30 protein-coding genes are annotated in these 26,380 nt (G+C 65.0%); 12 read left to right on the forward strand and 18 right to left on the reverse strand.

Going from position 1 to position 26,380, the window contains the following annotated elements:
• The 3 genes from M2320_RS04365 to M2320_RS04375 form a co-directional block, all read right to left on the reverse strand.
• Entirely contained in the window at positions 1-303 is a 303-nt protein-coding gene (locus M2320_RS04365; RefSeq protein WP_264596221.1) for a GCG_CRPN prefix-to-repeats domain-containing protein, read from the reverse strand.
• A gap of 145 nt (positions 304-448) precedes the next feature.
• Positions 449-664, reverse strand: coding sequence for a hypothetical protein (locus M2320_RS04370; RefSeq protein ID WP_264596222.1), 216 nt, complete (start codon positions 662-664; stop codon positions 449-451).
• A 56-nt stretch (positions 665-720) separates the two neighbouring features.
• A complete protein-coding gene (locus tag M2320_RS04375; protein ID WP_264596223.1) occupies positions 721-1,962 on the reverse strand; it encodes a NupC/NupG family nucleoside CNT transporter in 1,242 nt (413 codons plus the stop codon).
• Between the two features lie 446 nt (positions 1,963-2,408).
• Between M2320_RS04375 and M2320_RS04380 the strand changes: the two genes are divergently transcribed.
• Complete coding sequence (locus M2320_RS04380; protein ID WP_184430237.1) at positions 2,409-2,801, forward strand: hypothetical protein; 393 nt, start codon at positions 2,409-2,411, stop codon at positions 2,799-2,801.
• Between the two features lie 60 nt (positions 2,802-2,861).
• On the opposite strand, the gene cbbX is transcribed toward M2320_RS04380, so the two are convergent.
• The 3 genes from cbbX to M2320_RS04395 all read right to left on the reverse strand — a co-directional run bounded on the left by cbbX (position 2,862) and on the right by M2320_RS04395 (position 5,872).
• Positions 2,862-3,788: a CbbX protein gene (cbbX, locus tag M2320_RS04385; RefSeq protein ID WP_264596224.1), complete on the reverse strand. Its 927-nt coding sequence runs from the start codon at positions 3,786-3,788 to the stop codon at positions 2,862-2,864.
• A 54-nt stretch (positions 3,789-3,842) separates the two neighbouring features.
• A complete protein-coding gene (locus tag M2320_RS04390; protein ID WP_184430235.1) occupies positions 3,843-4,235 on the reverse strand; it encodes a ribulose bisphosphate carboxylase small subunit in 393 nt (130 codons plus the stop codon).
• Positions 4,236-4,411: 176 nt separating this feature from the next.
• On the reverse strand, positions 4,412-5,872 hold the full coding sequence (locus M2320_RS04395) for a form I ribulose bisphosphate carboxylase large subunit (RefSeq protein WP_184430234.1): 1,461 nt from the start codon (positions 5,870-5,872) through the stop codon (positions 4,412-4,414).
• Positions 5,873-5,972: 100 nt separating this feature from the next.
• Between M2320_RS04395 and M2320_RS04400 the strand changes: the two genes are divergently transcribed.
• A complete protein-coding gene (locus tag M2320_RS04400) occupies positions 5,973-6,872 on the forward strand; it encodes a LysR family transcriptional regulator (RefSeq protein WP_264596225.1) in 900 nt (299 codons plus the stop codon).
• A gap of 4 nt (positions 6,873-6,876) precedes the next feature.
• Here the strand turns inward: M2320_RS04400 and M2320_RS04405 are convergent, their stop codons facing one another.
• Positions 6,877-7,200, reverse strand: coding sequence for a hypothetical protein (locus tag M2320_RS04405; RefSeq protein WP_264596226.1), 324 nt, complete (start codon positions 7,198-7,200; stop codon positions 6,877-6,879).
• Between the two features lie 185 nt (positions 7,201-7,385).
• On the opposite strand from M2320_RS04405, the gene M2320_RS04410 reads away from it, so the two are divergent.
• Positions 7,386-7,577, forward strand: a complete 192-nt coding sequence (locus M2320_RS04410; RefSeq protein WP_264596227.1) for a hypothetical protein — start codon at positions 7,386-7,388, stop codon at positions 7,575-7,577.
• A gap of 9 nt (positions 7,578-7,586) precedes the next feature.
• Here M2320_RS04410 and M2320_RS04415 read toward each other — a convergent pair whose 3' ends face one another.
• Positions 7,587-7,958 carry a HesB/IscA family protein gene (locus M2320_RS04415; RefSeq protein WP_264596228.1) on the reverse strand — a complete coding sequence of 124 codons (372 nt, stop codon included), beginning with the start codon at positions 7,956-7,958 and terminating at the stop codon, positions 7,587-7,589.
• A gap of 165 nt (positions 7,959-8,123) precedes the next feature.
• Between M2320_RS04415 and M2320_RS04420 the strand changes: the two genes are divergently transcribed.
• The 5 genes from M2320_RS04420 (at position 8,124) to M2320_RS04440 (ending at position 12,440) form a co-directional block, all read left to right on the forward strand.
• A complete protein-coding gene (locus tag M2320_RS04420; RefSeq protein ID WP_184430229.1) occupies positions 8,124-8,732 on the forward strand; it encodes an anthranilate synthase component II in 609 nt (202 codons plus the stop codon).
• Positions 8,732-9,766 (forward strand): anthranilate phosphoribosyltransferase, encoded by a 1,035-nt coding sequence (gene trpD, locus M2320_RS04425; protein WP_264596251.1) that lies wholly within the window; start codon positions 8,732-8,734, stop codon positions 9,764-9,766. Before M2320_RS04420 ends, trpD begins: the two co-directional genes overlap by 1 nt.
• A 26-nt stretch (positions 9,767-9,792) precedes the next feature.
• Positions 9,793-10,602, forward strand: coding sequence for an indole-3-glycerol phosphate synthase TrpC (trpC, locus tag M2320_RS04430; RefSeq protein WP_184430228.1), 810 nt, complete (start codon positions 9,793-9,795; stop codon positions 10,600-10,602).
• Entirely contained in the window at positions 10,599-11,084 is a 486-nt protein-coding gene (gene moaC, locus M2320_RS04435) for a cyclic pyranopterin monophosphate synthase MoaC (protein WP_264596229.1), read from the forward strand. Before trpC ends, moaC begins: the two co-directional genes overlap by 4 nt.
• A 144-nt stretch (positions 11,085-11,228) precedes the next feature.
• Complete coding sequence (locus M2320_RS04440; RefSeq protein WP_264596230.1) at positions 11,229-12,440, forward strand: molybdopterin molybdotransferase MoeA; 1,212 nt, start codon at positions 11,229-11,231, stop codon at positions 12,438-12,440.
• Here M2320_RS04440 and M2320_RS04445 read toward each other — a convergent pair.
• Genes M2320_RS04445 through M2320_RS04455 form a run of 3 tightly spaced genes read right to left on the reverse strand, consistent with a single transcriptional unit; the run spans position 12,430 to position 15,054 of the window.
• A complete protein-coding gene (locus M2320_RS04445) occupies positions 12,430-13,137 on the reverse strand; it encodes a methyltransferase domain-containing protein (protein WP_264596231.1) in 708 nt (235 codons plus the stop codon). The two genes, M2320_RS04440 and M2320_RS04445, sit on opposite strands and share 11 nt — an antisense overlap.
• Positions 13,127-13,885: an alpha/beta fold hydrolase gene (locus M2320_RS04450; protein WP_264596232.1), complete on the reverse strand. Its 759-nt coding sequence runs from the start codon at positions 13,883-13,885 to the stop codon at positions 13,127-13,129. The genes M2320_RS04445 and M2320_RS04450 overlap by 11 nt, the downstream gene beginning before the upstream one ends.
• Positions 13,882-15,054, reverse strand: coding sequence for an aminotransferase class I/II-fold pyridoxal phosphate-dependent enzyme (locus tag M2320_RS04455; protein WP_264596233.1), 1,173 nt, complete (start codon positions 15,052-15,054; stop codon positions 13,882-13,884). Before M2320_RS04455 ends, M2320_RS04450 begins: the two co-directional genes overlap by 4 nt.
• A gap of 77 nt (positions 15,055-15,131) precedes the next feature.
• Between M2320_RS04455 and bioB the strand changes: the two genes are divergently transcribed.
• Positions 15,132-16,172, forward strand: coding sequence for a biotin synthase BioB (gene bioB, locus M2320_RS04460; protein WP_184430222.1), 1,041 nt, complete (start codon positions 15,132-15,134; stop codon positions 16,170-16,172).
• Between the two features lie 56 nt (positions 16,173-16,228).
• Here bioB and M2320_RS04465 read toward each other — a convergent pair whose 3' ends face one another.
• On the reverse strand, positions 16,229-17,464 hold the full coding sequence (locus M2320_RS04465) for an adenosylmethionine--8-amino-7-oxononanoate transaminase (protein ID WP_264596234.1): 1,236 nt from the start codon (positions 17,462-17,464) through the stop codon (positions 16,229-16,231).
• A gap of 11 nt (positions 17,465-17,475) precedes the next feature.
• Between M2320_RS04465 and bioD the strand changes: the two genes are divergently transcribed.
• Complete coding sequence (gene bioD, locus M2320_RS04470) at positions 17,476-18,147, forward strand: dethiobiotin synthase (protein ID WP_264596235.1); 672 nt, start codon at positions 17,476-17,478, stop codon at positions 18,145-18,147.
• Here the strand turns inward: bioD and M2320_RS04475 are convergent.
• A complete protein-coding gene (locus tag M2320_RS04475) occupies positions 18,144-18,350 on the reverse strand; it encodes a hypothetical protein (RefSeq protein ID WP_264596252.1) in 207 nt (68 codons plus the stop codon). The genes bioD and M2320_RS04475 overlap by 4 nt on opposite strands.
• Before the next feature lie 231 nt (positions 18,351-18,581).
• On the opposite strand from M2320_RS04475, the gene M2320_RS04480 reads away from it, so the two are divergent.
• Positions 18,582-18,791, forward strand: coding sequence for a hypothetical protein (locus M2320_RS04480; protein ID WP_264596236.1), 210 nt, complete (start codon positions 18,582-18,584; stop codon positions 18,789-18,791).
• A 32-nt stretch (positions 18,792-18,823) separates the two neighbouring features.
• Here the strand turns inward: M2320_RS04480 and M2320_RS04485 are convergent, their stop codons facing one another.
• Both M2320_RS04485 and prfB read right to left on the reverse strand, forming a co-directional pair.
• Positions 18,824-19,450, reverse strand: a complete 627-nt coding sequence (locus M2320_RS04485; RefSeq protein ID WP_264596237.1) for a lysozyme inhibitor LprI family protein — start codon at positions 19,448-19,450, stop codon at positions 18,824-18,826.
• Between the two features lie 2 nt (positions 19,451-19,452).
• A protein-coding gene (gene prfB, locus M2320_RS04490; protein WP_184427930.1) for a peptide chain release factor 2 occupies positions 19,453-20,584 on the reverse strand; the annotation gives its coding sequence in 2 pieces (ribosomal slippage) (positions 19,453-20,514 and positions 20,516-20,584; 1,131 coding nt in all).
• Between the two features lie 82 nt (positions 20,585-20,666).
• On the opposite strand from prfB, the gene M2320_RS04495 reads away from it, so the two are divergent.
• The gene (locus M2320_RS04495; RefSeq protein WP_264596238.1) at positions 20,667-20,831 is read left to right on the forward strand and encodes a hypothetical protein; all 165 of its coding nucleotides are present in this window, start codon (positions 20,667-20,669) and stop codon (positions 20,829-20,831) included.
• An 11-nt stretch (positions 20,832-20,842) separates the two neighbouring features.
• On the opposite strand, the gene M2320_RS04500 is transcribed toward M2320_RS04495, so the two are convergent.
• From M2320_RS04500 to M2320_RS04510, 3 genes are all read right to left on the reverse strand, one after another.
• The gene (locus M2320_RS04500) at positions 20,843-22,099 is read right to left on the reverse strand and encodes a methyl-accepting chemotaxis protein (protein WP_264596239.1); all 1,257 of its coding nucleotides are present in this window, start codon (positions 22,097-22,099) and stop codon (positions 20,843-20,845) included.
• A 157-nt stretch (positions 22,100-22,256) separates the two neighbouring features.
• Positions 22,257-24,656, reverse strand: coding sequence for a penicillin-binding protein 1A (locus tag M2320_RS04505; protein ID WP_264596240.1), 2,400 nt, complete (start codon positions 24,654-24,656; stop codon positions 22,257-22,259).
• A 304-nt stretch (positions 24,657-24,960) separates the two neighbouring features.
• Positions 24,961-26,280 (reverse strand): N-acetylmuramoyl-L-alanine amidase family protein, encoded by a 1,320-nt coding sequence (locus M2320_RS04510; protein ID WP_264596241.1) that lies wholly within the window; start codon positions 26,278-26,280, stop codon positions 24,961-24,963.
• Between the last annotated feature and the right edge of the window lie 100 nt (positions 26,281-26,380).

Below are 26,380 nucleotides of genomic sequence, written 5' to 3' on the forward strand. Positions count from 1 at the left end.
TCACCAACGCGGTCCGTAATAAGGACGCGGCGCGTAATAGGGGCGCGGACGATAATAGGGCCGGGGGCCGTAATAGGGGCGCGGCCCATAATAGGGTCGCGGGCCGCCCCAATAGCCGTTGGGCACGCAGCGGCCCCAGGGATTGGGGTGCCAGCCCGGTCCGCAGCCCCAGCGGACCTGCTCGATCGGCCCGGTCGTGGCCGGGGCGCCAGCCAGCGGCATGGCGCTCGCCTGCGACACGCCGGCGAATCCCGCGCCCGCAAGGGCGACGGCGACAACGAGCGATCTGAAATTCGGGATCATCAGGTTCCTCCTTTTTGGCGGCTTATTGGGTGGCGCGCCGTGGAACACATACAGATTAGCCTTCGCCGCTGAACGCGTTGTGAACCAAAACGGGCAAAAACGCGTCGGGTTCACGGCGCCGGCGCGATTTCGTTAACACACAGTTTCACAACGAGGAACTGCGGGAAGACTTGCGCCAGAGGTTGAGCGGCTCGCGCGCGCTGGCGATCAGGCCGCCGCGGCTCCTGGCGAATTTTTCGGCCTCGTCGCGGCTGACGAACACGCCGCCTTCGCGGCCGTCGGCGCTGCGCGCCAGCCAGTGGCCGCCGGGGTCGCGACCAATCTCGAACAGCGGAGCGTCAATGCGGGGAAAAGAGTCCATAGCTGTCAAATCCTGGGGAGCCCTCCATTTTGCATGAAAAAATGGCGGGAAATGGATCAGGTCAAGGCGCCGATCAGCGCGCCGCCCATCAGCGAGGCCAAAGTTCCCGCCAGCAGCGCGCGAAAACTCATGGCGATAATGTCGTGCTTGCGCTCCGGCGCCATCACGCTCAGGCCGCCGACCATGATGCCGAGCGAGCCGAAATTGGCGAAGCCGCACAGCGCATAGGTGAGGATCAGCCGCGAGCGCGGGCTCAGCGAGGTTTCGCGCGCCAGATCGAGGAAGGCGACGAATTCGTTCAAGACGGTTTTTTCGCCCAAAAGTCTGGCGGCGGCGCCGAGATCGGCGGCCTCGATCCCGATCAGCCAGGCGAACGGCCAGAACACCAGCGAAAACAACCGCTGCAACGACAAGGGCTCGCCGAAAACCGCGGGCAGGGCGCCCAGCGCCCCATTGACCAAAGCCACCAGCGCCAGAAGCACGATGATCGAGGCCAAGACATTGGCGAGAATGACGATGCCGTCGCTGGTCCCGCGCGAAATCGCCTCCAGCGCATTGCGCGGCGGGTCCGAGAGCACCAGCGGTTTTTCAGGTTCGGCCTTGGCCGGGAAGGGGATCATCAAGGCGGCGACCGCAATGGCGGCGGGCGCGGAAATCAGCGCGGCGGTGAGCACATGGGCGAAGGCGTCGGGCAGGACCGGCTGAAGAATATGGCCGTAGATCGCCATCACCGTGCCGGCGATCCCCGCCATGCCGACACTCATCAGGCAGAAAATCTCGCCGCGATGCATCTGGGCGAGATAGGGCCGCACCAGGATCGGCGCCTCGACCATGCCGACAAAGACATTGACCGCGGCGCCGGTGCCCAGCGCCCCGCCGACGCCGATGGTCCGGCGCAGGACGAAGGCCATGCCGGCGACCACCCGCTGCAACAGGCCCCAATGGAACAGCAGCGACGCCAGCGCGCAGACCACCAGGATCATCGGAAAGACGCGGAAGGCGAGCGACAGCGGCGAGCCCTTGCCGTTGAGCTCGAAGGGCAGGGGGCCGCCGCCGACATAGCCAAAGACGAAACTGGTGCCCGCCTCGGTCGCGCGGTCGAGCGCGCCCACGCCTTGCGCGAGAAAAGCCATCGTGCTCGACGCCGCGGGGATTTTCAGCAGCAGCACGGCGAGCGCCGCCTGCAGGGCGACGCCGGCGATGACGACGCGCGGGGAAATGGCGCGGCGGTCCTCGCTGAGGAGAGCGGCAAGGCCAAGCAGGGCGAGGAGGGCGAGACAGCCGTGAAGCAGATGCATGGTGGGGACGCAAGTATGAGGCCGCCGCGAGACCGGCGCCACTGCGTATTAGTACGCAATTGCCTCGCGTCAAGCTTGCGATCAATGTCAGCAGACGGACATCTGGACTCCGGTGGGAAGCCGGGGGTCGGGCGAAGGTTACCAGGGGAGAGAAGGTAAGAACAATTCGCTCGATCGGACTTCGGGTCAACGGAAGATGCCCCCGCCATCACCCGCAGCAGCCGCCGCAAGGCGGCTTTTCTTTTGCGCCTGCCTGCTGCGACGCTTCTTGCGCGTTGGGGAACCCGGGGCTGCAACTTTTTGCGCTGTCGCTGGTTAGGTGTCGCAAAGGCCCCCGCCTCCCACGCCTCGTCCGGGCGAGCCGGCCAAAAACGCGAAACATGCGCGCCGCCCCCATTCCGGGGCGAGCTTTTGGCGGACGGGGCAACCAAGCTTGGAGCTTCACAATGTGCGACTATTCGCTTGAATTCTATGCGACCCGCCAGGCGCAGGAAAACGAAGTCTATGTGACCACCCGCTTCCCCAGCGGCTCCATGGGTTTTGCCGCGCCCGGCGACTGCACCACCGCCGTCTGCGTCACCTATGGGACCAAGATGACCCTGGAAAACCTGCCGCCCGAACTGCAGCATGAGCTCGGCGTCGGCCCGATCGAAACCATCGTGTTCGCCCGCATCGAAGAGGGCCTGCATCATGACGGCGTGCGCTTCTCCAATGGCCGCACCGTTCTGCTGCATCGTCTCGGCGTCGGCGTGCTCGGCAGCATGGTGAGCGACACCGCTTTGCCGGAGCGCAAGGAAGCGCCGGTGGAGAAGAAGATCCCGGTCGAACCCGCGGAGTGACGCAAGTCGCCAAAAGTTAAAGCCGCCGAAAGGCGGCTTTTTTCGTTGATGGCGTTTCGTTTATTGCGCTGCGCTGCGCTCGTGGGCGAGGCCGCCGGCGAAAACCCTGGAGGCGTTGATGTCGGCGGCGGTCAGCGTCGACAAAGCCGCGGCGTCCACCGGCGCGCCCGCTTCGAACAGGCGGTTGGCCTGCCGCAGACGGGCGCGGTCGAGCGCATTGCGGATCGAACGGGCGTTGGCGAAATGCGGCTGCGCCCTGCGCGCGGAAATATAGGCGCGCATCGCCTCCAGCGCGGCGGGGTCGAAGCGATATTCGCCGCCCGCCAGCATGGTTTGCGCAATGCGCAACAATTCCTCGTCGCTGTAGTCGGGGAATTCGATGTGGTGGGCGATGCGCGAGCGGAATCCGGGGTTCGACCGAAAGAAATTGTCCATGCGGTCGGCATAGCCGGCGAGGATGACGACGAGATCGTCGCGATGGTTCTCCATCACCTGCAACAGGATTTCGATGGCCTCCTGGCCATAGTCGCGCTCATTGTCGGGCTTATAGAGATAATAGGCCTCGTCGATGAACAGCACGCCGCCCATGGCCTTTTTCAGGACTTCGCGGGTTTTGGGCGCGGTATGGCCGATGTACTGGCCGACGAGATCGTCGCGGGTCACCGAGACCAGATGGCCTTTGCGGACATAGCCGAGCCGGTGCAGCAGGCCGGCCATTTTGAGCGCCACCGTGGTTTTTCCGACGCCGGGATTGCCGGTAAAACTCATGTGCAGGGTCGGCGTCTCATGGGCGAGGCCGAGTTTTTTGCGCGCGCGATCGACCAGCAGCAGGGCGGCCGTCTCGCGGATGCGCTGTTTGACCGGCGCGAGGCCAATCAATTCCTCGTCCAGCTCGCGTAAAATGTCGGCGACGCCGGAGGAATGAAAATCCGCGGCGAGATCGATTTTGTCGGGCGTTTCCACGGGCAGGACAACGGCTTCGGGCATGGGGCGTTCCAAAAAATGGGGCCGGCGGGGGAGGACGCCGACCCCCTCGGGGAGTTAGGGCTGAACGGTCGACAGGGTGTAGTTCATCGAGCGGCCGCGCACGTCGGTGCGGGTCATGGCGAAGCGTGGCTCCACCTTGGGCCGCTGCACGAGGAAGGCGGTGCGCACCGTCTCGAAACCGCGGGTGGAATCGAAGGCGATCAGCTTGATGTAGACGTCCGGATTGGCCTTGCGGCAGGCGTCCAGCTCCATCATCACGCCAGCGGCGTCCTTCAGGTCGAACATGGGATTGCCCCACATTTCCCAATAGGTGTTCCGGGGATGGGGATCGTCGGAATATTCGATGCCGATGGCCCAGTCGTTGCGCAGGCAATATTCGACCTGGGCGCGGATTTGCTCGTCGGTGAGGTCGGGCAGGAAAGAAAAACAGCCCTGGGTGATGCGCATGGGAAAATCCTCCTACAAGTCACGAACGCTCGTCGTGATCGCGTCAACATGATGTCGTCATGGCCGGGCTTGTCCCGGCCATCCACGCGGCGCCGCAACGCGAGCTGTTTCAGAACCGGGTCTGGCGGGTCGGCGTGGATGCCCGGCACAAGGCCGGGCATGACGTGCGTGGGTCACTATTCCGCAGCCACCGCCGGGGTCGGCACAAAATCCGACGTGTCGGTCGAGGCGTAGTTGAAGGTGATGTTGCCCCAGGTGTCCAAGGCGGCCTCCAGCGGCTTGCACCATTTCGCCGCCGCCCGCAGGATCTCCGGGCCTTCGGTGGCGATGTCGCGGCCCTCGTTGCGGGCGAGCACCATGGCTTCCAGCGCCACGCGATTGGCGGTCGCGCCGGCCTGGATGCCCATGGGATGGCCGATGGTGCCGCCGCCGAACTGTAGGACGACGTCATCGCCGAACAGGTCCAAGAGCTGGTGCATCTGCCCGGCGTGGATGCCGCCCGAGGCCACCGGCATGACTTTTCTGATGTCGCACCAGTCCTGGTCGAAGAAGATGCCGCGCTCCAGATCCTTGTGCGTCACCGCCTCGCGGCAGACGTTATAAAAACCCTGCACGGTCTTCGGGTCGCCTTCGAGCTTTCCGACGGCGGTGCCGGCGTGGATGTGGTCGACGCCCGCCAGACGCATCCATTTGGCGATGACGCGGAAGGAAATGCCGTGGTTCTTCTGCCGCGTGTAGGTACCGTGGCCAGCGCGGTGCAGGTGCAGGACCATGTCGTTTTGGCGCGCCCATTCCGCCATGGATTGGATGGCGGTATAGCCGATCACCAGATCGATCATGATGATCACCGAGCCCAGCTCCTTGGCGAACTGCGCGCGACGATACATTTCCTCCATCGTGCCGGCGGTGACGTTGAGATAATGGCCCTTGACCTCGCCGGTGACGGCGGACGCCTTGTTCACGGCCTCCATGCAATAGAGGAAGCGGTCGCGCCAGTGCATGAAAGGCTGCGAGTTGATGTTCTCGTCGTCCTTCATGAAGTCGAGGCCGCCCTTGAGGCCCTCATAGACGACGCGGCCATAATTCTTGCCGGAGAGGCCGAGCTTGGGCTTCGTCGTCGCGCCGAGCAGCGGGCGGCCGAATTTGTCGAGGCGCTCGCGCTCGACGACAATGCCGGTCGGCGGGCCTTTGAATGTTTTCACATAGGCCGGCGGGAAATACATATCTTCCAGACGCGCGGCCTTGAGCGGCTTGAACCCGAAGACATTGCCGATGATCGACGCCGTGAGGTTGGCGATCGAGCCTTCCTCGAACAGGATGTAGTCATAGGCGACATAGACGAAATATTGGCCCGGATTTCCGGGGACGGGGTCCACGCGATAGGCCTTGGCGCGGTAGGAATCGCAGGCGGTGAGGCGGTCGGTCCACACCACCGTCCAGGTGGCGGTGGAGGATTCGCCGGCGACCGCCGCCGCCGCTTCGATCGGGTCCACGCCCTCCTGCGGGGTGATGCGGAACAAGGCGATGATGTCGGTGGGCTTGGGCTCGTATTCGCCGTTCCAATAGCCCATTTGCGCATATTTCAGCACGCCGGACTTATAGCGTTCCTTGCCCTTGATTTCCTTGTTGTTTTCCATCCTTGTGCTCCCCTCTCTTGATCTGGGTCAAACCATAGATTGGCAGAGGATTTTGTTTAAGTTCATTGTTTTGAACGTGATCTCATACTAGAGTAAAACAATGTTGCGACGGATCACGCTCCACCAGTTGCGCCTGTTCGCCGCGCTCGCGCGGACCATGAACATGACGCGGGCGGCGGAGGAGCTGCACATGACGCCGTCCGCCTTTTCCATTCAGATCAAGCAACTCGCCGACAGCTTCGGGGTTGCCCTGCACGAGCAGGTCGGCAAAAAACTTTTCTTGACCGAGGCGGGCCGGGCGGTCGCGGTCGCGGCGCGCGAAATGGTCGAGCGGCTCGACCTGCTCGGCATGGAAATCGCGGACATGCAGGGGCTGGAGCGCGGGACGCTGCGCGTCGCCATGATCACCACGGCGCGCTATTTCGCCACGCGGCTGATCGGCGATTTCTGCCGAGCCCACAAGAACATTGAATTCGTTCTAGAAGTGGTCAACCGCGACCAGATCCTGCATCGCATGCGGGAAAATCTCGACGACCTCTATATTATGGGGCAGGTCCCGGAAGAGCTGGATGTCGTCGCCTTTCCGGTCGCCGAAAACCCGCTCGTCGTCATCGCCCCGGCGGATCATCCGCTGTGCGGGGAGACGAGAATTGCGCCGCAGCGCCTGGCGCAAGAGCCGTTCATCCTGCGCGAGGCCGGTTCGGGCACGCGGCAGGCGATCGAGCGGTTTTTCGAGCGCCATCGCGTCAGCCCGCCGGTGCGCATGAGCCTGGGCTCGGACGAGACCATCAAGCAGGTGGTGGCGGCGGGCCTCGGCCTCACCGCGCTGTCGCGTCACGTGCTGGCGCTCGACGCCGCCTCGGGCGCATTGAGCGAACTCGACGTCGAGGGCTTTCCGATCGCGCGGCAATGGTATGTGGCGCATCTCCGCGCCAAAAAACTGTCGCCGCCCGCCCGCGCCTTTCTCGACATGCTGAAGGGCAAGCCGCCGGCGCCCTGACCGCTCACGCGCGCCAAGAATCGTAAATTCCCAGGCAGCGCCAAGCGTCGCCATCGCAATGATAGACCTGCGCCGGCCAGGAATAGGGGGCGAGATAGGCGACGGCGACGATCAGCGCCAGGATCAGCCAGGGATAGGCAACGGGATAGCGGAAATCGTCGCTGATCCAGAAGAACAGCGCGTCGGCGCAGGTGCGCAGCAGCGAGCGCGAGGCGCGCTGGCTCGGCGGCCGCGCGTCATCGGCCTTATGCGCGGCGGCGATCATGAAGCCGAGAATCAGCGAGGCGGATGCAAAAATCAGCAGTCCCGTCGGGATATGCAGCGGCATGGCGGGAATCCATATTCGTTGAATATCGTGATGGCAAAATACCGGCGTCGATTTGAAATGACGTTACGTCAATACGGCAAATCTATTGCGTTGAATCGTTAAGCTCTGGTGAGCATCGGCGACCGGCCCGCAACTTTCCGCGGGCCGCGCGGTTATTCCTGAAAGCCTTTTCCAGGGAGTCTCGCGTGAAAAGCGTGAAATGTGTTGTGGTCGTGGCGACGCTGTTCGGCGTCAGCCTCGCGACCACCCCCGCTCTCGCCGGCTGCTACCGCATGGGCGAGACCGGCTATCATTGGTACCGCTCCTGTGTGGGGCCGAGTTTTTTATACCCCCACCATCGCCGCTGCGCCCGCCATCACGGCTGCCGCTACCGCTGAAACGCGGGTTCAGCCAGCGAACTGCCCGAGCGCCTCTTCCGACACCGGCGTGATCGCCACGGATTCCCCGCAGCCGCAGGACGAGGTCTCGTTGGGATTCTTGAAGGTGAAGGTGGACGACATTTTCGTCGTTTCGAAATCCATTTGCGCGCCGATCAGGAACAGCACAGCCTTGGGGTCGATCAGGACTTTCGCGCCCTTGTCTTCCACCAGCAATTCGCCGGGATTTTGCTCCTGCGCCATTTCCACCGTGTAGGACATGCCGGCGCAGCCGCCGTTCTTCACGCCGACGCGCAAGGCGATTCCGCCGGCCTTGTCCACCAGCGCTTTCACGCGCGCCGCGGCGGCGTCGGTGAGTTCCATTACGGGGCGTCCGGCCATGTTCTGCTCCAAATCTTGCTCATCCAAATATAGGGCGCGCCCGCGCCTTTGAAAAGTCAGGCCGGCGCCTGCCTTCGGTCATGCGCGATCCCTAGCGGCGCAACCCTCCGTCGCATTGACTTCCCTTTCGCGCGCGCCCAAAACAGCCGTCCTAACGAGGCTGTCATGACTTCCGTTTCCGTCACGCTGATCGACAATTACGATTCCTTCACCTTCAATCTCGTGCATTACTTTGGCGCGCTCGGCGCCGATGTGAAGGTGGTGCGCAACGACCAGACCACGGTCGAGCAGGTGATGGGCGAGGACCCGGATTGCCTGGTGCTGTCGCCCGGGCCCTGCACCCCCCGCGAAGCCGGCATCTGCTGCGACCTGATCCGCGCCGCCAAGGAAAAAATTCCGCTGTTCGGCGTCTGCCTCGGCCACCAGGCCATCGGCGAAGTGTTCGGCGGCGAAGTGGTGCGCGCGCCCAGCCCCATCCACGGCAAGATCGCCGAGATCCACCACACCGGCGAAACCGTTTTTCATGGCCTGCCCTCGCCCTACAAGGCGACGCGCTACCATTCGCTGGTGGTGCGGCGCGAGAGCCTGCCGACCGAACTCGCGGTCACCGCGCAAACCCCGGATGGCCTGATCATGGGCCTGTCGCACATCACCCATCCCGTCCATGGCGTGCAGTTCCATCCCGAAAGCATCGCCAGCGAGCACGGCCATGCGCTGTTGAAGAATTTCCTCGACCTCGCGCGCAAATGGAACGCCGCCAAGCGGAGGAAATGATGGAGGCGTTCAAGCCTTTTCTCGCGCGGATTTCGGAAAAATCCTCGCTCGGCCGCGCCGAGGCGGAAAAAGCCTTCGGCCTGATCCTTTCCGGCGAGGCGACGCCGGCGCAGATTGGCGCCTTCCTGATGGGCCTGCGGCTGCGCGGCGAATCCCTCGACGAACTGACCGGCGCGGTCTCGGCCATGCGCGCCCGCATGTTGCGGGTCACGGCCCCTCCCGGCGCCATCGACGTGGTCGGCACCGGCGGCGACGGCGCCCAGACCTATAATATTTCGACGCTGGCGGCGATCATCGTCGCCGCCTGCGGCGTACCGGTGGCCAAGCACGGCAATCGCGCGGCTTCGTCCTTTTCCGGCGCCTCCGACGTCTTGACCGGCCTGGGCGTGCGCATCGGCATCCCGCCGGATGTGGTCGAACAATGCCTGCATGAGTGCAATATCGGCTTCATGACGGCGCAGGCGCATCATCCCGCTATGGCTCTGGTGGCGCCTGTTCGCAAGGAGCTGGGGGTGCGCACGCTGTTCAACCTGCTGGGGCCGCTCTCCAATCCGGCCGGCGTCACCCGCGCGCTGATCGGCGTCGCCGACGCCAAATGGATGGACTATATCGCCAAGACCATGGATACGCTCGGCGCCGAAAAACTCTGGGTCGCCCATGGGTCGGACGGGCTCGACGAGATCACCACCACGGGGCCGACGGAGATTCTCGAGCTCGAGGGCGGCCGGATGCGCCGGTTCATCGTCACCCCGGAAGAGGCCGGCCTTGCGCGCGCGCAAATGGCCGATCTGCGCGGCGGCGATCCCGCCTACAACGCCGCGGCCCTGCGCGCCGTTCTCAAGGGCGAGAAGAACGCGTATCGCGACATCGCCGTGCTCAACGCCGCCGCCGCCCTTGTGGTGGCGGGCAAGGCCGAGGGGTTGAAGGACGGCGCCCGCTGCGCGGAAGGCGCGCTGGACAGCGGAAAAGCACATGATACGCTTGAGAATCTGATAAGAACCAGCAAAGAGGCGACAGAACACACCGTTCGTTGACAAGCCATCGAGGAAACACGCGCTCCATGTCCGATATTTTGCGCAAGATCGAAGCCTATAAGCGCACCGAGATTTCCGAGGCCAAAGTCCGTGTGCCCCTGGCCACGCTGGAGCGGAAATTGCGCGAAGCCGATCCGCCGCGCGGTTTTGTGCGCGCGCTGCGCGACAAGGTTTCGGCCGGACTGCCCGCCCTGATCGCCGAAGTGAAGAAGGCCAGCCCCTCCAAGGGTTTGATACGCGCCGATTTCGATCCGCCGACACTGGCGCGCGCCTATGAGGACAATGGCGCCGCTTGCATCTCGGTGCTCACCGACGGGCCGTCCTTTCAGGGCAAGCTCGAAGACTTGACCGCCGCCCGCGCCGCCGTGCGCCTTCCAGTGATCCGCAAGGATTTTTTGTTCGATCCCTATCAGGTCTATCAGGCGCGCGCCGCCGGCGCCGATTGCATCCTGATCATCATGGCCTGCGTCAACGACCGCGAGGCCAAGGCCCTGAACGCCGCCGCCCATGACCTGAACATGGACGTGCTGGCCGAAGCCCATGACGAGGCCGAACTCGACCGGGCGCTGGCGCTCGAAACCCCACTGGTGGGCATCAACAACCGCAATCTGCGCGATTTCTCCGTCTCGCTCGAACGGAGCGAACAGCTTTGCCCGCGCATCCCCAAGGAAAAGCTGGCGGTGGCGGAAAGCGGCATCCATGCCCATGAGGATATTTTGCGGCTGCGCAAGGCGGGCGTGAACGTGTTTTTGGTCGGCGAGACCCTGATGCGTCAGGCCGATGTCGGCGCCGCCACCCGCGACCTGCTCAACGGCGCGGTCAAGCAATCGGCATGAGCGCCCCGAAACTCACCCACCTCAACGAGGCGGGCGAGGCGCGCATGGTCGATGTCTCCGACAAGGCGCGCACCGCCCGAGAGGCGGTGGCAGAGGGCTGCGTGGTCATGGCGCCGGAAACGCTGGACCTGTGCCTGTCCGGTCAGGCGAAGAAGGGCGATGTGTTCGCCACCGCCCGCATCGCCGGGATTTTCGCCGCCAAAAAGACCCATCAACTGATCCCGCTCTGCCATCCGCTGCTGTTGTCCAAGGTCGAGGTGGATGTGGCGGCGGACGCGTCTTTGCCGGGCCTGCGCGTGACGGCGCGGGCGAAAGTGCTGGGGGAAACCGGGGTGGAGATGGAGGCGCTGACGGCGGTCTCGGTCGCCTGCCTGACCATCTACGACATGCTCAAGGCCGCCGACCGCGCCATGCGCATCGAAGCTGTGCAATTGCTGTTGAAAAGCGGTGGAAAGTCTGGGGATTACCGCCGCCAAAGTTGAACCGGACTTTTGCGGGGGCCGTCATGGACGGGCGTGTCCCGGCCATCCACGCGGAAAAACAGCGCGAAATATCAGTCGCTTCGGTCTCTCGGCCCGGCGTGGATGCCTGGCGCAAGGCCGGGCATGACGTCCGTGGGTCTATTCATGTCCGAAAAAAAACCTCTGCTCTCCGTTGAAGACGCGCTCGCCGCCATTTTGGCCACGGCAAAGCCGCTGGGCGTGGAGGAGGTTCCGCTCGCCCAAACCTTCGGCCGGACGCTGGCGCGCGATCTGGTGGCGCTGCGCACCCAGCCGCCGAAAAACCTGTCCGCCATGGACGGCTACGCCCTGCGCGCCGCGGATGTCGGCAGAGCTCTGACAGTGATCGGCGAATCCTCGGCCGGCGCGGGTTTTGCTGGCGTTTGCGGCCCCGGCGAGGCGGTGCGGATTTTTACCGGCGCGCCGTTGCCTCAGGGGGCTGACAGCGTGCTGGTCCAGGAAGATGCGACCCGCGACGGCGATCTTGTCTCCGCGCGCACCGCCGTGTCGCTGGGAAAAAATGTCCGTGTCGCCGGCGTCGATTTCCACGAGGGCGAGACCATTTTGCCGGCGGGACGGCGGCTCACCCCCGCCGATGTCGCCTTCGCCGCTTCCGCCGACCACCCGATCCTTCCGGTCGCGCGCCGCCCGAAAATCGCGGTGCTGTCCACCGGCGACGAACTGGTTCCGCCCGGTGAACAACGCGGGCCGGATCAGATCGTCGCCTCCAACGCCTATGCTGTGCTCGGCCTGATCGCGGCCTGCGGCGGCGAGGCGATCGATCTCGGCGTGACCCCCGACCAGCCCGAAGCCATCGAGGCCGCCATCCGCAATGCGCTGGCGATGAACATCGACGTGCTCGTCACCATCGGCGGCGCCTCGGTCGGCGACCGCGATTTCGTGCGCGGCGCGCTGTCGCGCGAAGGCATGGCGCTGGAATTCTGGAAGATCAACATGAAGCCGGGCAAGCCGCTGATTCACGGCCATATCGGCGCAACAAAAGTGCTGGGCCTGCCGGGCAATCCGGTTTCGGCGGTGGTCTGCGGCGAGCTTTTTCTCAAACCGCTGATCCGGGCGCTGTGCGGCGAACCCGCTGGGCACAGGCTCGACCCCGCCGTGGCGGGCGCCGATCTCAAGGCCAATGGCCCGCGCCGCGAATATATGCGCGCGACGCTCGCCTGGGGCGAGGACGGCCGTCTGGTCGCCACGCCGCAAAAGGATCAGGATTCCTCGCTGAATTCGGTGCTGGCGCGCTCGCATGCGCTCATCCTGCGCGAGGCGAACGCCCCGGCCGTTGCGCGGGGCGCCGAGCTGCGCGTGCTGCGGCTTACGGAATAAAGTCCAGTCGCAGGAAAGCGACGCGGAAGGTCGCCGTGAACGGACCGGGACGGCCGAGCGCTTTTCGCAAGGCGTGAGCGGGCAGGGGGCGGCTGCCGGGGGCGGCGCGGTGGGCGCCGGATTTTTTCAGGCTCTTGGCGAAGGCGCGCGCGCTGTCGAAACGCGCGGGAAAATCGACGATTTCGCAATCGCCGCCGAAATCTTGCGGCGGAAACGGCCAGAGCGAATCCTGCAAGCCGGAGGCGCGCAAAAACTCCCGCCACTCGTGCAGCGAGCCCTCGACCGGCGTCGCCACATGCAGCGCGCCGCCGGGCGCCAGCAAACCGCGCCAGCTCTGCAAAACCTGGTTCGGATCGTTCAGCCAATGCAGCGCCATGCTCGACAGGATCAGGTCGTAGCGCGCGGCGGTTGAAAAAAACGCGGCGTCGGCGCGGATCGTCTCGACGGATGGAAACTTGGCTTTCAGCCGCGCCAGCATGTTGGGCGCGGCGTCGAGCGCGCAGACTTGCGCGTCCGGCCATTTCCCGTGCGCAAAACCGGTGACGTGGCCGGTGCCCGCGCCGATGTCGAGGATTTTTGCAGGGGCGCCGTCGGCGCGCGCGACCAGAGCGCGCGCCACCTCGCTTTGGACTTGCGTCCAGGCGTCATAGCTCTCCGCCGCCGCATCGAACGCGGCGATAATGTCGTCACCCGCCATGGCGGCTTAAAAAATCCCTCAGTTTTTCGGCGCAGAAGGCCGGCGCGGTCCAGGGCAGACCGTGCCCACCCGTCGCGCTGACAAAAAGTTCGCCGCCGCTTTGCGCCAATTCGCGCGCGGCGTCCAGCGGAACGAGCGGGTCGTCTTCGGCCGCGAGAACGAGCGTGGGCGGGCGCGCAGCAGAGTCTGCCGCCGTCATTGCGAGCCAACGGGTCCGGCCTTCGGCCGGCCCGATGACAGGCTCTGCGAAGCAATCTACGCTGCGGCTTGCACGCAGGGTGGATTGTTTCGTCGCCGTCGGCTCCTCGCAATGACGGGGGATGTGTGCGTCACAGGTTTCCAGGAACGCTAGCCCTTCGGCGAGAGATTCGGGGTTTGGCGTCGAACAGGTCCCACCGCCGTGTTGCGCGCGGAACGCGTCGACACAGGCTTTGGGATCGCGCGCCAAATTTTTGCGGAGCGCGCGCAATTCTGAGGCGCGCACGCAGCCGCGTCCGTGCTCGTCCTTCACAAAACGCGAAAACGCGTTGATCGCGACCACGCCCGCCCAGTCAGCCCGTTGCGAAAAACCCCAACCCAAACCCATGGAATGGCCGACCAGCACATCGCCGGGCGCGAAATCGGGAATGTGTTTCGGGCCGAAAAACCCCAAATCCGCGCGGACCTGCGGCCAGTCGGCGAGTTTTGGCGCGAGCGCGTCAAAACACTCCGGCGCAAAGGCCCAGCCATGGACGAAATAGAGCCTCACCGCGCCAGGTCCAAAAGGGCGTCCGCCAGCGCCGCCACATCTTCCGCGCTATGCGCGGCGGAGAGCGAGAGGCGCAGCCGGCTGGTTCCCGGCGGCACCGTGGGCGGACGGATGGCGGCGACCAGAATCCCGCGCGCCTCCAGCTTTTTCGCCAGCGCCAGCGTTTCCGCCTCGCCGCCGATGATCACCGGCACGATCTGGGAGGCGCTGGCGCCGCACTCAAACCCGGCGCCGCGCAGTTTTGCGCGCAACCCGTCGGCAGCCGCCAGCAGCGCGGCGCGCTCGGCGGAAAGCGTGGGAACGAGGTCGAGCGCCGCGCCCATGGCGCCCATCACGGCGGGCGGCAGTCCCGTGCTGTAGACCAGCCCGCCGCAGCGGTTGACCAGAAATTCGCGCAAAATTTTGGAAAGGCCGAGATAGGAGCCGAACCCGCCCAGAGCCTTGCCGAACGTGCCCATGGCGACGTCAACCGTTTCGGAAAAATCCTCGCAAAGGCCAAACCCGCGCGAGCCGAACACGCCGGTGGCGTGGGCCTCGTCCACATAGAGCAGGGCGTCGAAATTTTTGGCCAGCGCGCCGATGCGCGCGAGATCGGCGAGATCGCCGTCCATGCCGAACACGCTTTCGGTGATCACCACGCAAAACTCGCCCTTGGCGGTCCGGGCCTGCAAAAGCTTTTCCAGATGGTCGCAGTCGTTGTGCTGAAAGCGCATCAACCGCGCGCCCGAGAGCTGCGCGCCTTGCAGCAGCGAATGATGCGCCAGCCGGTCGGCGAGGACGGTGACGGGCCGCCCGATCACCTCGGCGTCGGCCAGCGCCGCCACCACGGTAAGGTTGGTCTGGTAGCCCGAGGCCAGCACCAGCGCGCTCTCCTGCCGCTTGGCGGCGGCGATTTTCGCCTCCAGCTCGGAAAAGGCCGGGTGGTCGCCGGTCACCAGCCGCGACGCCGCGACGCCCGCGCCGAATTTTTCGGCGAAATCGCGGGAGGCGGCGACGAGCGCGGGGTGCAGGCTCAAGCCCAGATAATCGTTGCCGGCAAAGTTGATGAGCGTTTTGCCGCCGCGCACAATGCGGCCGTCGGGGGCCAGCGTCGCGCTGTTCAGCCTCCGCAGCCGGTCTTGCGCAGCCCTTTGTGCGCAATAAGTCTCATAGGGATCAACTTTTGCCATTATCCCGCAGTCTGATAAGAGAGCGCATCGCAAAACGCCAGCCGTCCTTGAAACGGCCGGGCCGAGACGAGACCATCATGAACGCGCAGCCGATTTTTGACGCCAAAGCCCCCGTCCGCCACGACTGGACTCTCGAGGAGATCCAGGCCCTGTTCGCCATGCCCCTGCTCGATCTGGTGCATCGCGCGCAAATGGTCCATCGTCAATATCACGATCAGACCGTGCAACTGGCGAGCCTGCTGTCGATCAAAACAGGCGGCTGCGCCGAAGACTGCCATTATTGCCCGCAGAGCGCGCATTTTTCCAAGGCCACCGGCCTCGCCAAGGAGACGCAGCTCGACGTCGATTACGTGCTGAGCCGCGCCAAAATGGCCAAGGAGGCCGGCGCCACCCGCTTCTGCATGGGCGCGGCCTGGCGCTCGGTGCGCGACGGCGCCGAATTCGACGCCGTGCTCGACATGGTGCGCGGCGTGCGCGCCATGAACATGGAGGCCTGCGTGACGCTGGGTATGCTCAAGCCCCATCAAGCCAAGCGCCTCGCCGAAGCCGGCCTGACCAGCTACAACCACAATCTCGACACCTCGCCCGAATTCTACGGCGAGATCATCACCACCCGCACCTACGAGGACCGGCTGGAGACGCTGAACCTGGTGCGCGCGGAAGGGATTGGGATTTGCTGCGGCGGAATTATCGGCATGGGCGAGAAGGAAATGGACCGCGCCTCGCTGATCCGCGAGTTGTCGAAAATGAACCCGCATCCGGACAGCGTGCCGATCAATGCGCTTGTCGCCGTTCGCGGCACGCCGCTGGAGGGCCGCCCGCCGGTCGACGCTTTTGATATGGTGCGCATGATCGCCGTCGCCCGCATCACCATGCCGAAGTCGCGCGTGCGCCTCTCGGCGGGCCGCTCGGAAATGAGCGCGGAAGGCCAGGCCATGTGCTTCATGGCCGGCGCCAATTCGATCTTTTACGGCGAAAAGCTGCTCACCACAGACAACAACGACGCGGCGGCGGATCGCGACCTGATCGAAAAGCTCGGACTGCGGGCAGAGGAGATCGAGGAGCGCTCGGCCCATTTCGATCTCGACAACACCGAAGAGGTCGGGACGGGCGCCTGAGCGCGGTGCGTCGCCCGCGCGAGTCGTCAGCCCGGGCTCGTCCCGGGCCCACAGATTCAGCGCTTCAAAACCTCGCGGATCGCGGCCGTCAACGCGTTGAGCTGGCGCTCCTCAATGGTGAACGCCGGCGTGAGATAAACGATGTCGCCGAAGGGGCGGACCCAAAATCCCCTTTCGGCGAATTTTTCGCGCAGCGCCGGCGCGTCGACCGTTTCGAGCTGAACCGCGCCGATCGCGCCTTTCACCCGCACATCCAGCACGCCCGGCAGGGTCCGGCACGGCTCCAGCCCCTCGCGCAGCAAAAGCTCGATGGCGGCGACTTGTTTTAGGCGCGGCTCGGTCTCGAACAGGTCGAGCGAGGCGTTGGCGGCGGCGCAGGCGAGGGGATTGGCCATATAGGTCGGGCCGTGCATCAGCGCGTGCGTGGGATCGTCGGAGAGAAAGGCGTCGTAGACGTGGGGCCGCGCGATGGCTGCGGCCAGAGTGAGTGCGCCGCCGGTCAAACCTTTTCCGACGCACAGAATGTCGGGGACGACGCCAGCCTGTTCGCAGGCGAAGAATGTGCCGGTGCGGCCGAAGCCGACGAAAATTTCGTCGGCGATCAGCAGGACTTCATGCTTGCGGCAAATCTCGGCGACTTTTCGAAGCGTGGTGGCGTCGTGCATTTTCATGCCGCCGGCGCCTTGCACCAGGGGCTCGATCAGGACCGCGGCGACATTGTGCTTCTCCCGCGCCAGCAGCGCGTCAAATTCCGCCGTGCTCGCCTCGTCGACGGGCAGCTCCGCCAAAATCTGTTTGGGCAGATAATCCTTGAACAGGGCGTGCATGCTCTCGTCGGGATCGCAGACCGCCATGCAGGCCATGGTGTCGCCGTGATAGCCATAGCGGAACGACACCATGCGGCTGCGGGAAACACCGCGGTTGAGCCAATATTGCACCGCCATTTTCATCGCGACTTCGATCGCGACCGAGCCGCTGTCGACGAAAAACACTTTTGAGAGATCGCCCGGCGCCTTGTCCGCCAGCCGTTTCGCCAATTTCAGCGCCGGTTCATGCACGAGGCCGCCGAACATCACATGCGGCATTGTTTCGAGCTGCGCCCGCAGGGCGGCGACAATGTGCGGGTGGTTGTAGCCGTGACATGCCGTCCACCAGGAGGCGATGCCGTCGATCAGTTCGCGCCCGTCGCTCAGCGTGATCACCGAGCCGAGGGTGGAAACCGCCTGCAAAGGCTGGCGGGCGGTCTTCATCTGGGTGTAGGGAAGCCAGACGTGTTCGAGCAGATTTTCCATAAAGGCGGCTCGTGAAAACTTTCTTCGTGACGTCGACCGGCACCGGCATCGGCAAAACCTTCACCACCTGCGCGCTGATCCGGCAGGCGCGCGCGCGCGGCCTCAAGGTCGCGGCGACCAAACCGCTTATTTCCGGCTTCGACAACAATAAAATTCCGGAGAGCGACACAGGCGCCATTTTGCAGGCGCTGGGCGAGCCGCCGACGCCCGAGGCGGTCGCCCGCGTCTCGCCCTGGCGTTTTTCGGCTCCGCTCGCCCCGAACATGGCGGCGGCGGCGGAAGGTTTGTTCGTGGACTGCGACGCCCTCTTCGCCCACAGCCGCGCCTTTCTGGCGGAGCCGGCCGATGTCAGGCTGATCGAGGGGGTGGGCGGGGTGATGGTCCCGCTGGACGATTCGAAAACCGTGCTCGACTGGATCAGCGCCTGCGGCTGTCCCGCGATTCTGGTGGTCGGCGATTATCTGGGAACGATCAGCCACACGCTCACGGCGATCGAAGTTTTGCGCGCGAGGGGCGTCCCCCTCGCCGCCGTGGTGGTGAGCGAAGGCGAGGGCAGGGAGGTTCCCTTTGTCGAGACCTGCGCTGAGCTTGGCGCGCGTCTGAAGCCGGCGCCCGTCGTGGCGCTGCCGCGCAACGGTTCGGGCGCCGAACTGGCGTCCGCCCTGGCGGGTAGCCGTCTTTAGCGGTCGAAATCTCGGTCGCCGTCGGGTCTTCCGCCCTTGTTGCATTCGCCGCTCGAGGCCGCGATCGCCTGCGACGCGAGCGAGGTCGACAGCAACAGGGAGATGGCCGGCGGGGTGACCACGGAAAACCGGCCGAGCGCGGCCATGAAGGTGCGGCGGTCGGCCGCCGCAGACTCGTCGTCGCGGATTTCGGGTTCGGACATGGCGGACTCCTGATTTAAACTTCATTTAATTCCGCGCTATTTAATAAGCGCATCAAACAGGTTTGCGCCAGGCGGGATCGCGGTCAAACCAAAATTATTTGATAATGAATTAAATATGCATTTAATAATTTCGCCCCTGGCGCGCGCCGCGCGCCGCCTGGAACTTCATGCGCGGGCCCGCGTTGAGGGCCCACGCGTCGGTCCGGACGCCCGCGACTTGAAGGAGTTCCCATGAAAACAATGGCTTTGCTGGCGGCTTTCGCGTTTGCAACCGCCCTGGTCACCACCTCCGCCCACGCCATTCCGGCGACGCCCGGCGCCTCCGCGCACAACGAGGCCCTCGTGCAGGTCAAGCACAAGAAGCACAAGAAATCGCACAAGAAAATGGACCAGAACGAAGGCCGGTCCGATATGGGGTCCGGCGACAAGAAGGGCATGTGAACGCGTTCCGGCTCCCCAAAACGGGAGCCGGGTCAGCGCACGCGCGGAAAATCGCCGTGAATAAAGCCCTGGCGCGCCGAGAGATTCATCCCGTATTCGCCGCCAAAGGTCACCTTGCCGTCCGAGAGCGAAATCACGGCGTCGTCATGGTCGGCGAGCGTGAACTTGCCGTTCTTCGCCGGGATGAGTTCGCCGCTGTCCCGCGCCAAAAAACCGTCAGGAAATGGTTTTGGCCGGTAGGCGTCCGGCATCCAGTCGCCGTACCAGTCGAGCCAGGGTTTTCCGCCCCGCTCATAGACCAGCAGTGTGGTCTTCTCTCGGTCGAACGCCTTACCGTAATCGGTGTAAACCTTGGCCGTGCGATAGAGCCGCAGGGTTTCGGCCCGCTCCTGGAACAGAGCCACGCAGCTGCTGTTCTCGAGGCATTGCGGCGCCTCGAACAGCCAGGCGCGCTGCGAATCCTTGATGACGTCGGGAATGACGAAGGTCCGCAAGGTTTCGGCATAGGCCTTGGCGAGGTCCTCGTCGGCCTTGCCCAGCGCCGGGTCGGCGCAAATCCGTCGCTCCAGGGGCGTGCGCGCCTTGCCGCAATCGAAACTGGCGGCCTGCGCCGATTGGGCGACGGCCGCCAGCAGGATCAGCAAGGCGGCCGTCTTCATCGTCAGTCCACGTCCTCGACGCTCTCCGGTCCGCCGCCGTAGACGCGCTGGGCCAGGGCCGCCTCCATAAATGCGTCGATGTCGCCGTCCAAAACCTCGTCCGGGGTTCCCGAGACGACGCCGGTGCGCAAATCCTTGACCATCTGGTAGGGTTGCAGCACGTAGGAGCGGATTTGGTGACCCCAGCCCACGTCGGTTTTCGACGCATTGAGCTTGTCGGTCTCGGCCTGACGCCTTTCCAGCTCCTGCTCATAGAGCCGGGCGCGCAGCATGTTCCAGGCGGTGGCGCGGTTCTTGTGCTGCGAGCGCTCCATCTGGCAAGCGACCGCGATGCCTGTGGGGATATGGGTGATGCGGACGGCCGAATCGGTCTTGTTGATATGCTGACCTCCCGAACCGGAGGCGCGATAGGTGTCGATGCGGCAGTCGCTTTCGTTGATCTGGATGTCGATGCGGTCGTCGACGACCGGATAGACCCAGGCCGAGGCGAAGGAGGTGTGGCGCCGGGCGTTGGAGTCGAACGGGGAAATGCGCACCAGACGGTGCACGCCCGATTCGGTCTTGGCCCAGCCATGGGCGTTATGGCCCTTGACCAGCAGAGTCGCCGATTTGATGCCGGCCTCGTCGCCCGAGGTTTCTTCGATCAGTTCGACCTTGTAGCCTCGGCGTTCCGCCCAGCGCGTGTACATGCGCAGCAGCATGCGGGCCCAATCGCAGGATTCCGTGCCGCCGGCGCCGGAATGGACTTCGATATAGGTGTCGTTGGCGTCGGCTTCGCCGGACAGCAGGGCTTCGACCTGGCGGCGCTGGGCCTCCTTGTTGAGCGCCCGCAACATTTCGACGCCCTCGTCCTGCGCTTTCTCATCCTCCTCCATCTCGCCGAGTTCGATCAGCGTGACGGCGTCGTCGAGGTCGGCGTCGAGTTTCTTGAGGGAGTCGAGCCGCGTTTCCAGGTCCGTGCGCTCGCGCATCAGCTTTTGCGCGGCTTCGGCGTCGTTCCAGAAATCGGGGTGTTCGGATTTGGCGTTCAGTTCGGCGAGGCGGCGAGTCGATTGTTCGACGTCAAAGATGCCTCCTCAGCAGCCCGACTGACTGCTTGATCTCTTCGATAAGCGACACGGCTTCCGCGCGCATGTGGCGATTCCCATTCTCTATGAGTGGAGGCCGTACATAGGCGCGGCGGGGCGCGGTGTAAAGCGGGAGCGGAGGGCCGGTCATGCCCGGGCTTGTCCCGGGCATCCACGCCGAGACATTGCATCGGCGTTCCAGGACGGGACGAAGGCCTCGACAGCTCGATTCGCTCGTCGCGCTCCACGCCGGCGTGGATGGCCGGGACAAGCCCGGCCATGACGGCATGATGTTGGTTTATCTGCTGTTTTAACTCTTGGGCGGCTAAATCTTCCGCACCGCCGCCAAAAACTCGCCGACGATTCCGGAGACCCGGCCGGCCTCTTCGTCCATGCGCGCAATGGCGTCGCGCGCCTGCCGCGCCGCCGCCACCGTCTCGTCGGCGGAGTTCGACACCCCCTCGATGGTGCGCGACACCGAGCCCGCGCCTTGCGAGGCCTGCTGCACGCTCTGGGCGATATTGGCGGTCGAGGCCGATTGCTCCTCTACTGCGGCGGCGATGGCGCCGGCGATGTGGCTCATCTCGGAAATGCGGCCGTTGATCAGGTCCATGGCGTGGACGGCCTCGCGCGTCGCGGTCTGCACCGCGCTGATCTGGCCGCCGATCTCTTCGGTCGCCTTGGCGGTCTGGCTGGCGAGATGCTTGACCTCGTTGGCGACCACGGCGAAACCGCGCCCGGCCTCTCCGGCGCGCGCCGCCTCGATGGTGGCGTTCAGCGCCAGCAGGTTGGTTTGCGCCGCAATGGCGTTGATCATGTTGACGATCTCGCCGATCCGCGCCGAGCTTTCGGCGAGGCTGCGCACCTTGGCGCTCGCGCCGTTGGCGTCGCCGGTGGCCAAATCCGCGAATTTGCGCGACTGATCGACCTGCATGGCGATCTCGCGAATCGAGGAGGTGAGTTCGTCCGCCGCCTGGGCGACGCTGCTGACATTGTTGGCGGTTTCCGCGGTGGTCCCGGACACGGCGGCGGCGCGGTCGCGGGTGCGCTCCGCCTCGGCGGCGAGCTTTTGCGCGGTGTCGCCAATGGCGCCGGCGACCTGGCGGACGGCGCCGAGAATGCGCGCCATGTCGCCGTCGAACCGGTCGGTGATCACGGCGAGATTTTTCTCGCGCGCCTGCCGGCGGCTTTCATGCTCGGACAGGTCGACGATGCCGGAATACATCACCCCGGGATTGGCGCGCGAACGCACCAGCGTGACCTGAGCGGGAAAGGTTTCGCCATTGGCGCGCTTGTGCGTCCATTCGAACTGGCAACACCCCTTTTGCCGCGCTTCGGCGATGATGCGCTGGGCCTTGAGCGTCGAGGATTCGCCATCGGGCTGCGTGGGCGGCGAAATGTCGGCCGGCGAGGTCGCGGCGAAGGCGGCCTTGCTGGAGAAGCCGAAAATGCGGACGGCGGCGTCATTGCAATCGATGAAATGGTCGCCCTCCAGCATCAGGATCGCATTGGGCGTCACTTCGAAATAGTCGCACTGGACCTTCGCGCCCCGATCACTCGCCTTTCGAAACAGCCCGGCCATGTTTGCTCCCACCCCTGCGCGCGCCGATCGGGCGCCCCGGTTGGGCCGCGCAATGCGATCGGAGAAAAACGAGTACAACCTGCGCGAGAACAGTTAACGAGGGGTTGAAGCTTGGCCGGAGCGCCGAGAAAATACGGTTAATGCGTAAGGGGAATCCTCAGTACAGCCCGCCAGTGCCGCCGCCGACCTGGTTGTCGTCGCCGGGCGCGCCGGGGCTCGCCGCGTGACCGCCGCCGCTGTAGGAATCGGGCGGGGCCGTGCCCGGCTTGAAGGCTTCGAGGATCGAACCCGGGCCGGACGAACGCAAGCCGCTCTTCACATCCACCGAAATCAGCTTGATGCCCGGCGGAACGCGGAACGGGGTGTCGGGTTTGCCGGCCAGCGCCATCTTCATGAAATCGCGGAAAATCGGCGCGGCATAGGTCGCGGCCTGCGCGGAATCGCCGAGCGAGCGCGGCTTGTCATAGCCGATGTAGACACCGACCGCGAGGTCGGGCGAATAGCCAATGAACCACAAATCCTTGGCGTCGTTGGTGGTGCCGGTCTTGCCCGCCAGATGCTTGCCGACCTCGCGGATGCTGACGCCGGTGCCGCGCTGGATCACGCCTTCCATGATCGAGGTCATTTGGTAGGCGGTGAGCGGGTCGATCACCTGCTCGCTCTTGTCGACGAGTTTCGGCTCGTTGTCGGGCGAGAATTTGTCGGCGTCGCAGCCGAGGCATTCGCGCTCGTCATGGCGGTAGATGGTGTGGCCCCAGCGGTCCTGGATGCGGTCGATCAGCGTCGGCTTGATCTGCTTGCCGCCATTGGCGAGCATGGAATAGCCGGCGACCATGCGCATGACGGTGGTTTCGCCGGCGCCGAGCGACATGGACAGGTAAGGCGCGAGATTGTCGTAAATGCCGAAGCGCCGCGAGGTCTCGACGATCAACGGCATGCCGACGTCGCGGGCCAGCCGCACCGTCATCAGATTCTTCGAATGCTCGATGCCATAGCGCAGCGTGTGCGAGCCGTAATTGCCCTTCTCGAAATTTTCCGGGCTCCAGGTTTCGCCGCTGGCCGTGGTGATGGTGATCGGCTCGTCCTGGAGGACGGAGGAGGGCGTATAGCCATTGTCGAGCGCCGTGGCGTAGACGAAGGGCTTGAACGACGAGCCCGGCTGGCGCTGCGCCTGGGTGGCGCGGTTGAACGAGGACTGGTCGAAGGAGAAGCCGCCGACCATGGCGAAGACGCGGCCGGTGAACGGGTCCATGGCGACGATGGCGCCGGAAATTTCCGGAATCTGCCGCAGCCGCACCTGACCCGGCTTGCTGTCGATCGGCTCGACGAAGATCACGTCGCCGACCGCAAAAGCCTGGCGCAATTTCTTGCGCACGAAACGGGCGTTGTCGGTCGACAGCGTCGCGGTCTCGCGGTTGCGGGCGACTTCGCCGCCCTTTTCCTTGGCTGGCTGCAGGCCGACGCGCAAGGCGGAATCATTGACGTCGAGCACCACGGCGAGCCGCCAGGGCGCGACATCGCCGAGCGGCGGCACGTCCGCCAGCGCCAGGCCCCAATCCGCGCCGATCTCGATCTGCTTGTAGGGGCCGCGATAGCCATGGGCCTCGTCGAAGCGCACGAGGCCATCGACCAGGGCGCGACGCGCCATCAGCTGCATTTTGGGGTCGAGCGTGGTGCGCACCGACAGCCCGCCCTCGTAGAGTTTGCGGTCGCCATAGCGATCGTTCAGCTCGCGGCGCACCTCTTCGGCGAAATAGCCGGCGGCAAAACTGTTGGCGGAGACGTTGCGGGGGGTGACCACCAGCGGCTCGGCCTTGGCCGCTTCGCCATCGGCGCGCGATATATAGCCGTTCTCAACCATGCGGTTGAGCACGTAATTGCGGCGCTCCACCGCGGCGTCGCGGTTGCGGAACGGATTGTAATTGTTGGGCGCCTTGGGCAGGCCGGCGAGATAGGCGACCTCGGCGAGCGTCAGCTCCTGCACCGACTTGTCGTAATAGTTCAGCGCCGCCGCGGCGATGCCGTAGGAGCCCAGGCCGAGATTGATCTTGTTCAGATAGAGCTCGAGAATCCGGTCTTTGCTGTAGGTCTGCTCGATGCGCAGGGCGAGCAGCGCCTCCTGGATCTTGCGTTCGAACGAGCGCTCCGGCGTCAGCAGGAAGTTTTTCGCCACCTGCTGCGTGATGGTCGAAGCGCCCTGCATGCGCTTGTTGCCCTCGACCAGCACCTTGACCGCGCGCAACATGCCCTCGGGGTCGATGCCGTTATGGGTGTAGAAATTCTTGTCTTCGGCCGAGATGAACGCCTCTTTCACCAGTTTGGGGATGGCGTTCGACGGGATGTAGAGCCGGCGCTCATGGGCGTATTCGGCGACCAGCGAGCCGTCGGCGGCGTGCACGCGCGTCATCACCGGCGGTTCGTAATTCTTGAGCTGGGTGTGGTCGGGCAGGTCCTTGGAGAAACTATAGACCAGCGCGCCGGCCCCGAGGGCGGCGACGACGAAGACGATCGCGCCCGCCGCGAACAGAAAGGCGAAAAAGCGGGCGAACATGCGCATATAAATCATCCCCTAAATTCATCGGCAAATGCATGCCTTTCCCGAGCGGCTATAGCATCGCCCGGGCGTCGCGGCCATTTGAAAAATTGCGATTCATCAAGCGCGCCGCACTGCGAAAGTCAGCAATCGCCCGGCTTTGTGTCGCTTTCAGGGCGATCGCTTGCCCTTGCGGGAGAAGGTGGGCGCGTCGCTCACTCGCTCTTCCGCGCCGCGCCCCTCATCCGTCTCGCGCCCCCACGGGCGCGAGCCACCTTCTCCCGCCAGGGGAGAAGGAGATGTCCTGAACGGGAGAAGCAGGCGGCGTTCAGGGCGTGCGCGGCGGCTCATTGAGCGCGGGCGCGGCGACGGTCGGGCGGCCGCGAAAAAAATCGTCGATCGCCAGCGCGGCTTGGGCGGCCGCCTTCTCCCGCCATTTCGGCGAGGTGAGGTCGGCGGCGTCCTGTTCGCTGGAGAGATAGCCGAGCTCCAGCAGCACCGAGGGCACGTCGGGCGCCTTGAGCACGACGAATCCGGCGTGACGTTGGGGATTCTTGTTGAGCGTGGCGGCGATCTTCCAGCGCTCGCTCAGATATTTGGCGAAAATATTGGAATAGGCCCGGGTTTCTCGGCGGGTGAGGTCGAACAGGATGTCGTTGACGTCGCCGGCCTGCTCCTGCTGCTCCTGGCCGGCGAGGGAATCGGCCTGGTTTTCGCTCGCGGCGACCCGGGCGGCTTCCGCGTCCGAGGCGCGATCCGAGACCGTGTAGACCGTGGCGCCGCGCACCGCTTGCGCGCCGCTGCTCAGCGAATCCGCGTGCAGCGAGACGAACAGCGCGGCCCCGAGTTTTCGCGCGATGCGCACGCGCTCCTGCAAGGGGATGAAGGCGTCGTCCTCGCGGGTGAAGGCGATGCGATAGCGGCCGCTGGCGCGCAGCGGCCCGGCCAGCGCCTTGGCGAATTCAAGCACCACGTCCTTCTCGGCGACGTCGCCCTGGATCGTTCCGGCGTCGACGCCGCCATGGCCGGGATCAAGCACGATCAGCGGCTTCGACGCATCGCTTTGCGAATCCGGGGCGCGCGCCGGAATGGCGGCGGTGGCGTCGCGGCGCGCCTGGTCCTGGGTTTCGGCGCCAGCGCGCGCGGCGGCGTGAAAGGCGGCGGGTTCGGCCGGCTTGATGACCAGCGTCAGTTCGCCGCCGGCGTTTTTCGGCGCGCAGGCGGCGGAAAATTGCGCGGGACCCGGCAGGTCGACGATGATGCGGGATTTTCCCGCCGACAGCCGGCCGAAGCGGTAGGTCAGCTCGTGGGGCGCGGCCGGCTTGCCGGCGTTTTTGGCGGCGCGCCGGCTTTTGTGTTTGGCGCTGGCGGGGTCGCCATGGCTGGGGTCGATCAGGAACTTGACCTCGGGCAGGTCGAGCACGGCGCGCGGCGGCTGGTCGAGCACATAGGCCTGGGAGGGGACGCAGGCGTCGAGGCTGAAGATGAGTCGGGTCTCACGACCGCCTGCGCCGTCCGGGTTTTCGACGCGCACGTCGAAGGCCGCCGGCGGCTCGGCGCGCGCCGGACTCGCCACGAGCAGCATGAGCGCGGCGAGCGCGGCGCTCCACAGGCTGGACTTCCGGAAAACGGGCGGATTGTTCTGCATGCGCGGCTCGAGCTTTGGCGCAGTCTCCGACGATTCGTCGAGAAAGGCATGGATCTCAAGTCAGAGCATGAAATTGTTAACAAGATTTAACCTTGGCTGT

The sequence above is a fragment of the Rhodoblastus acidophilus genome (assembly GCF_025961575.1).
GTDB classification, from domain to species: domain Bacteria; phylum Pseudomonadota; class Alphaproteobacteria; order Rhizobiales; family Beijerinckiaceae; genus Rhodoblastus; species Rhodoblastus acidophilus_C.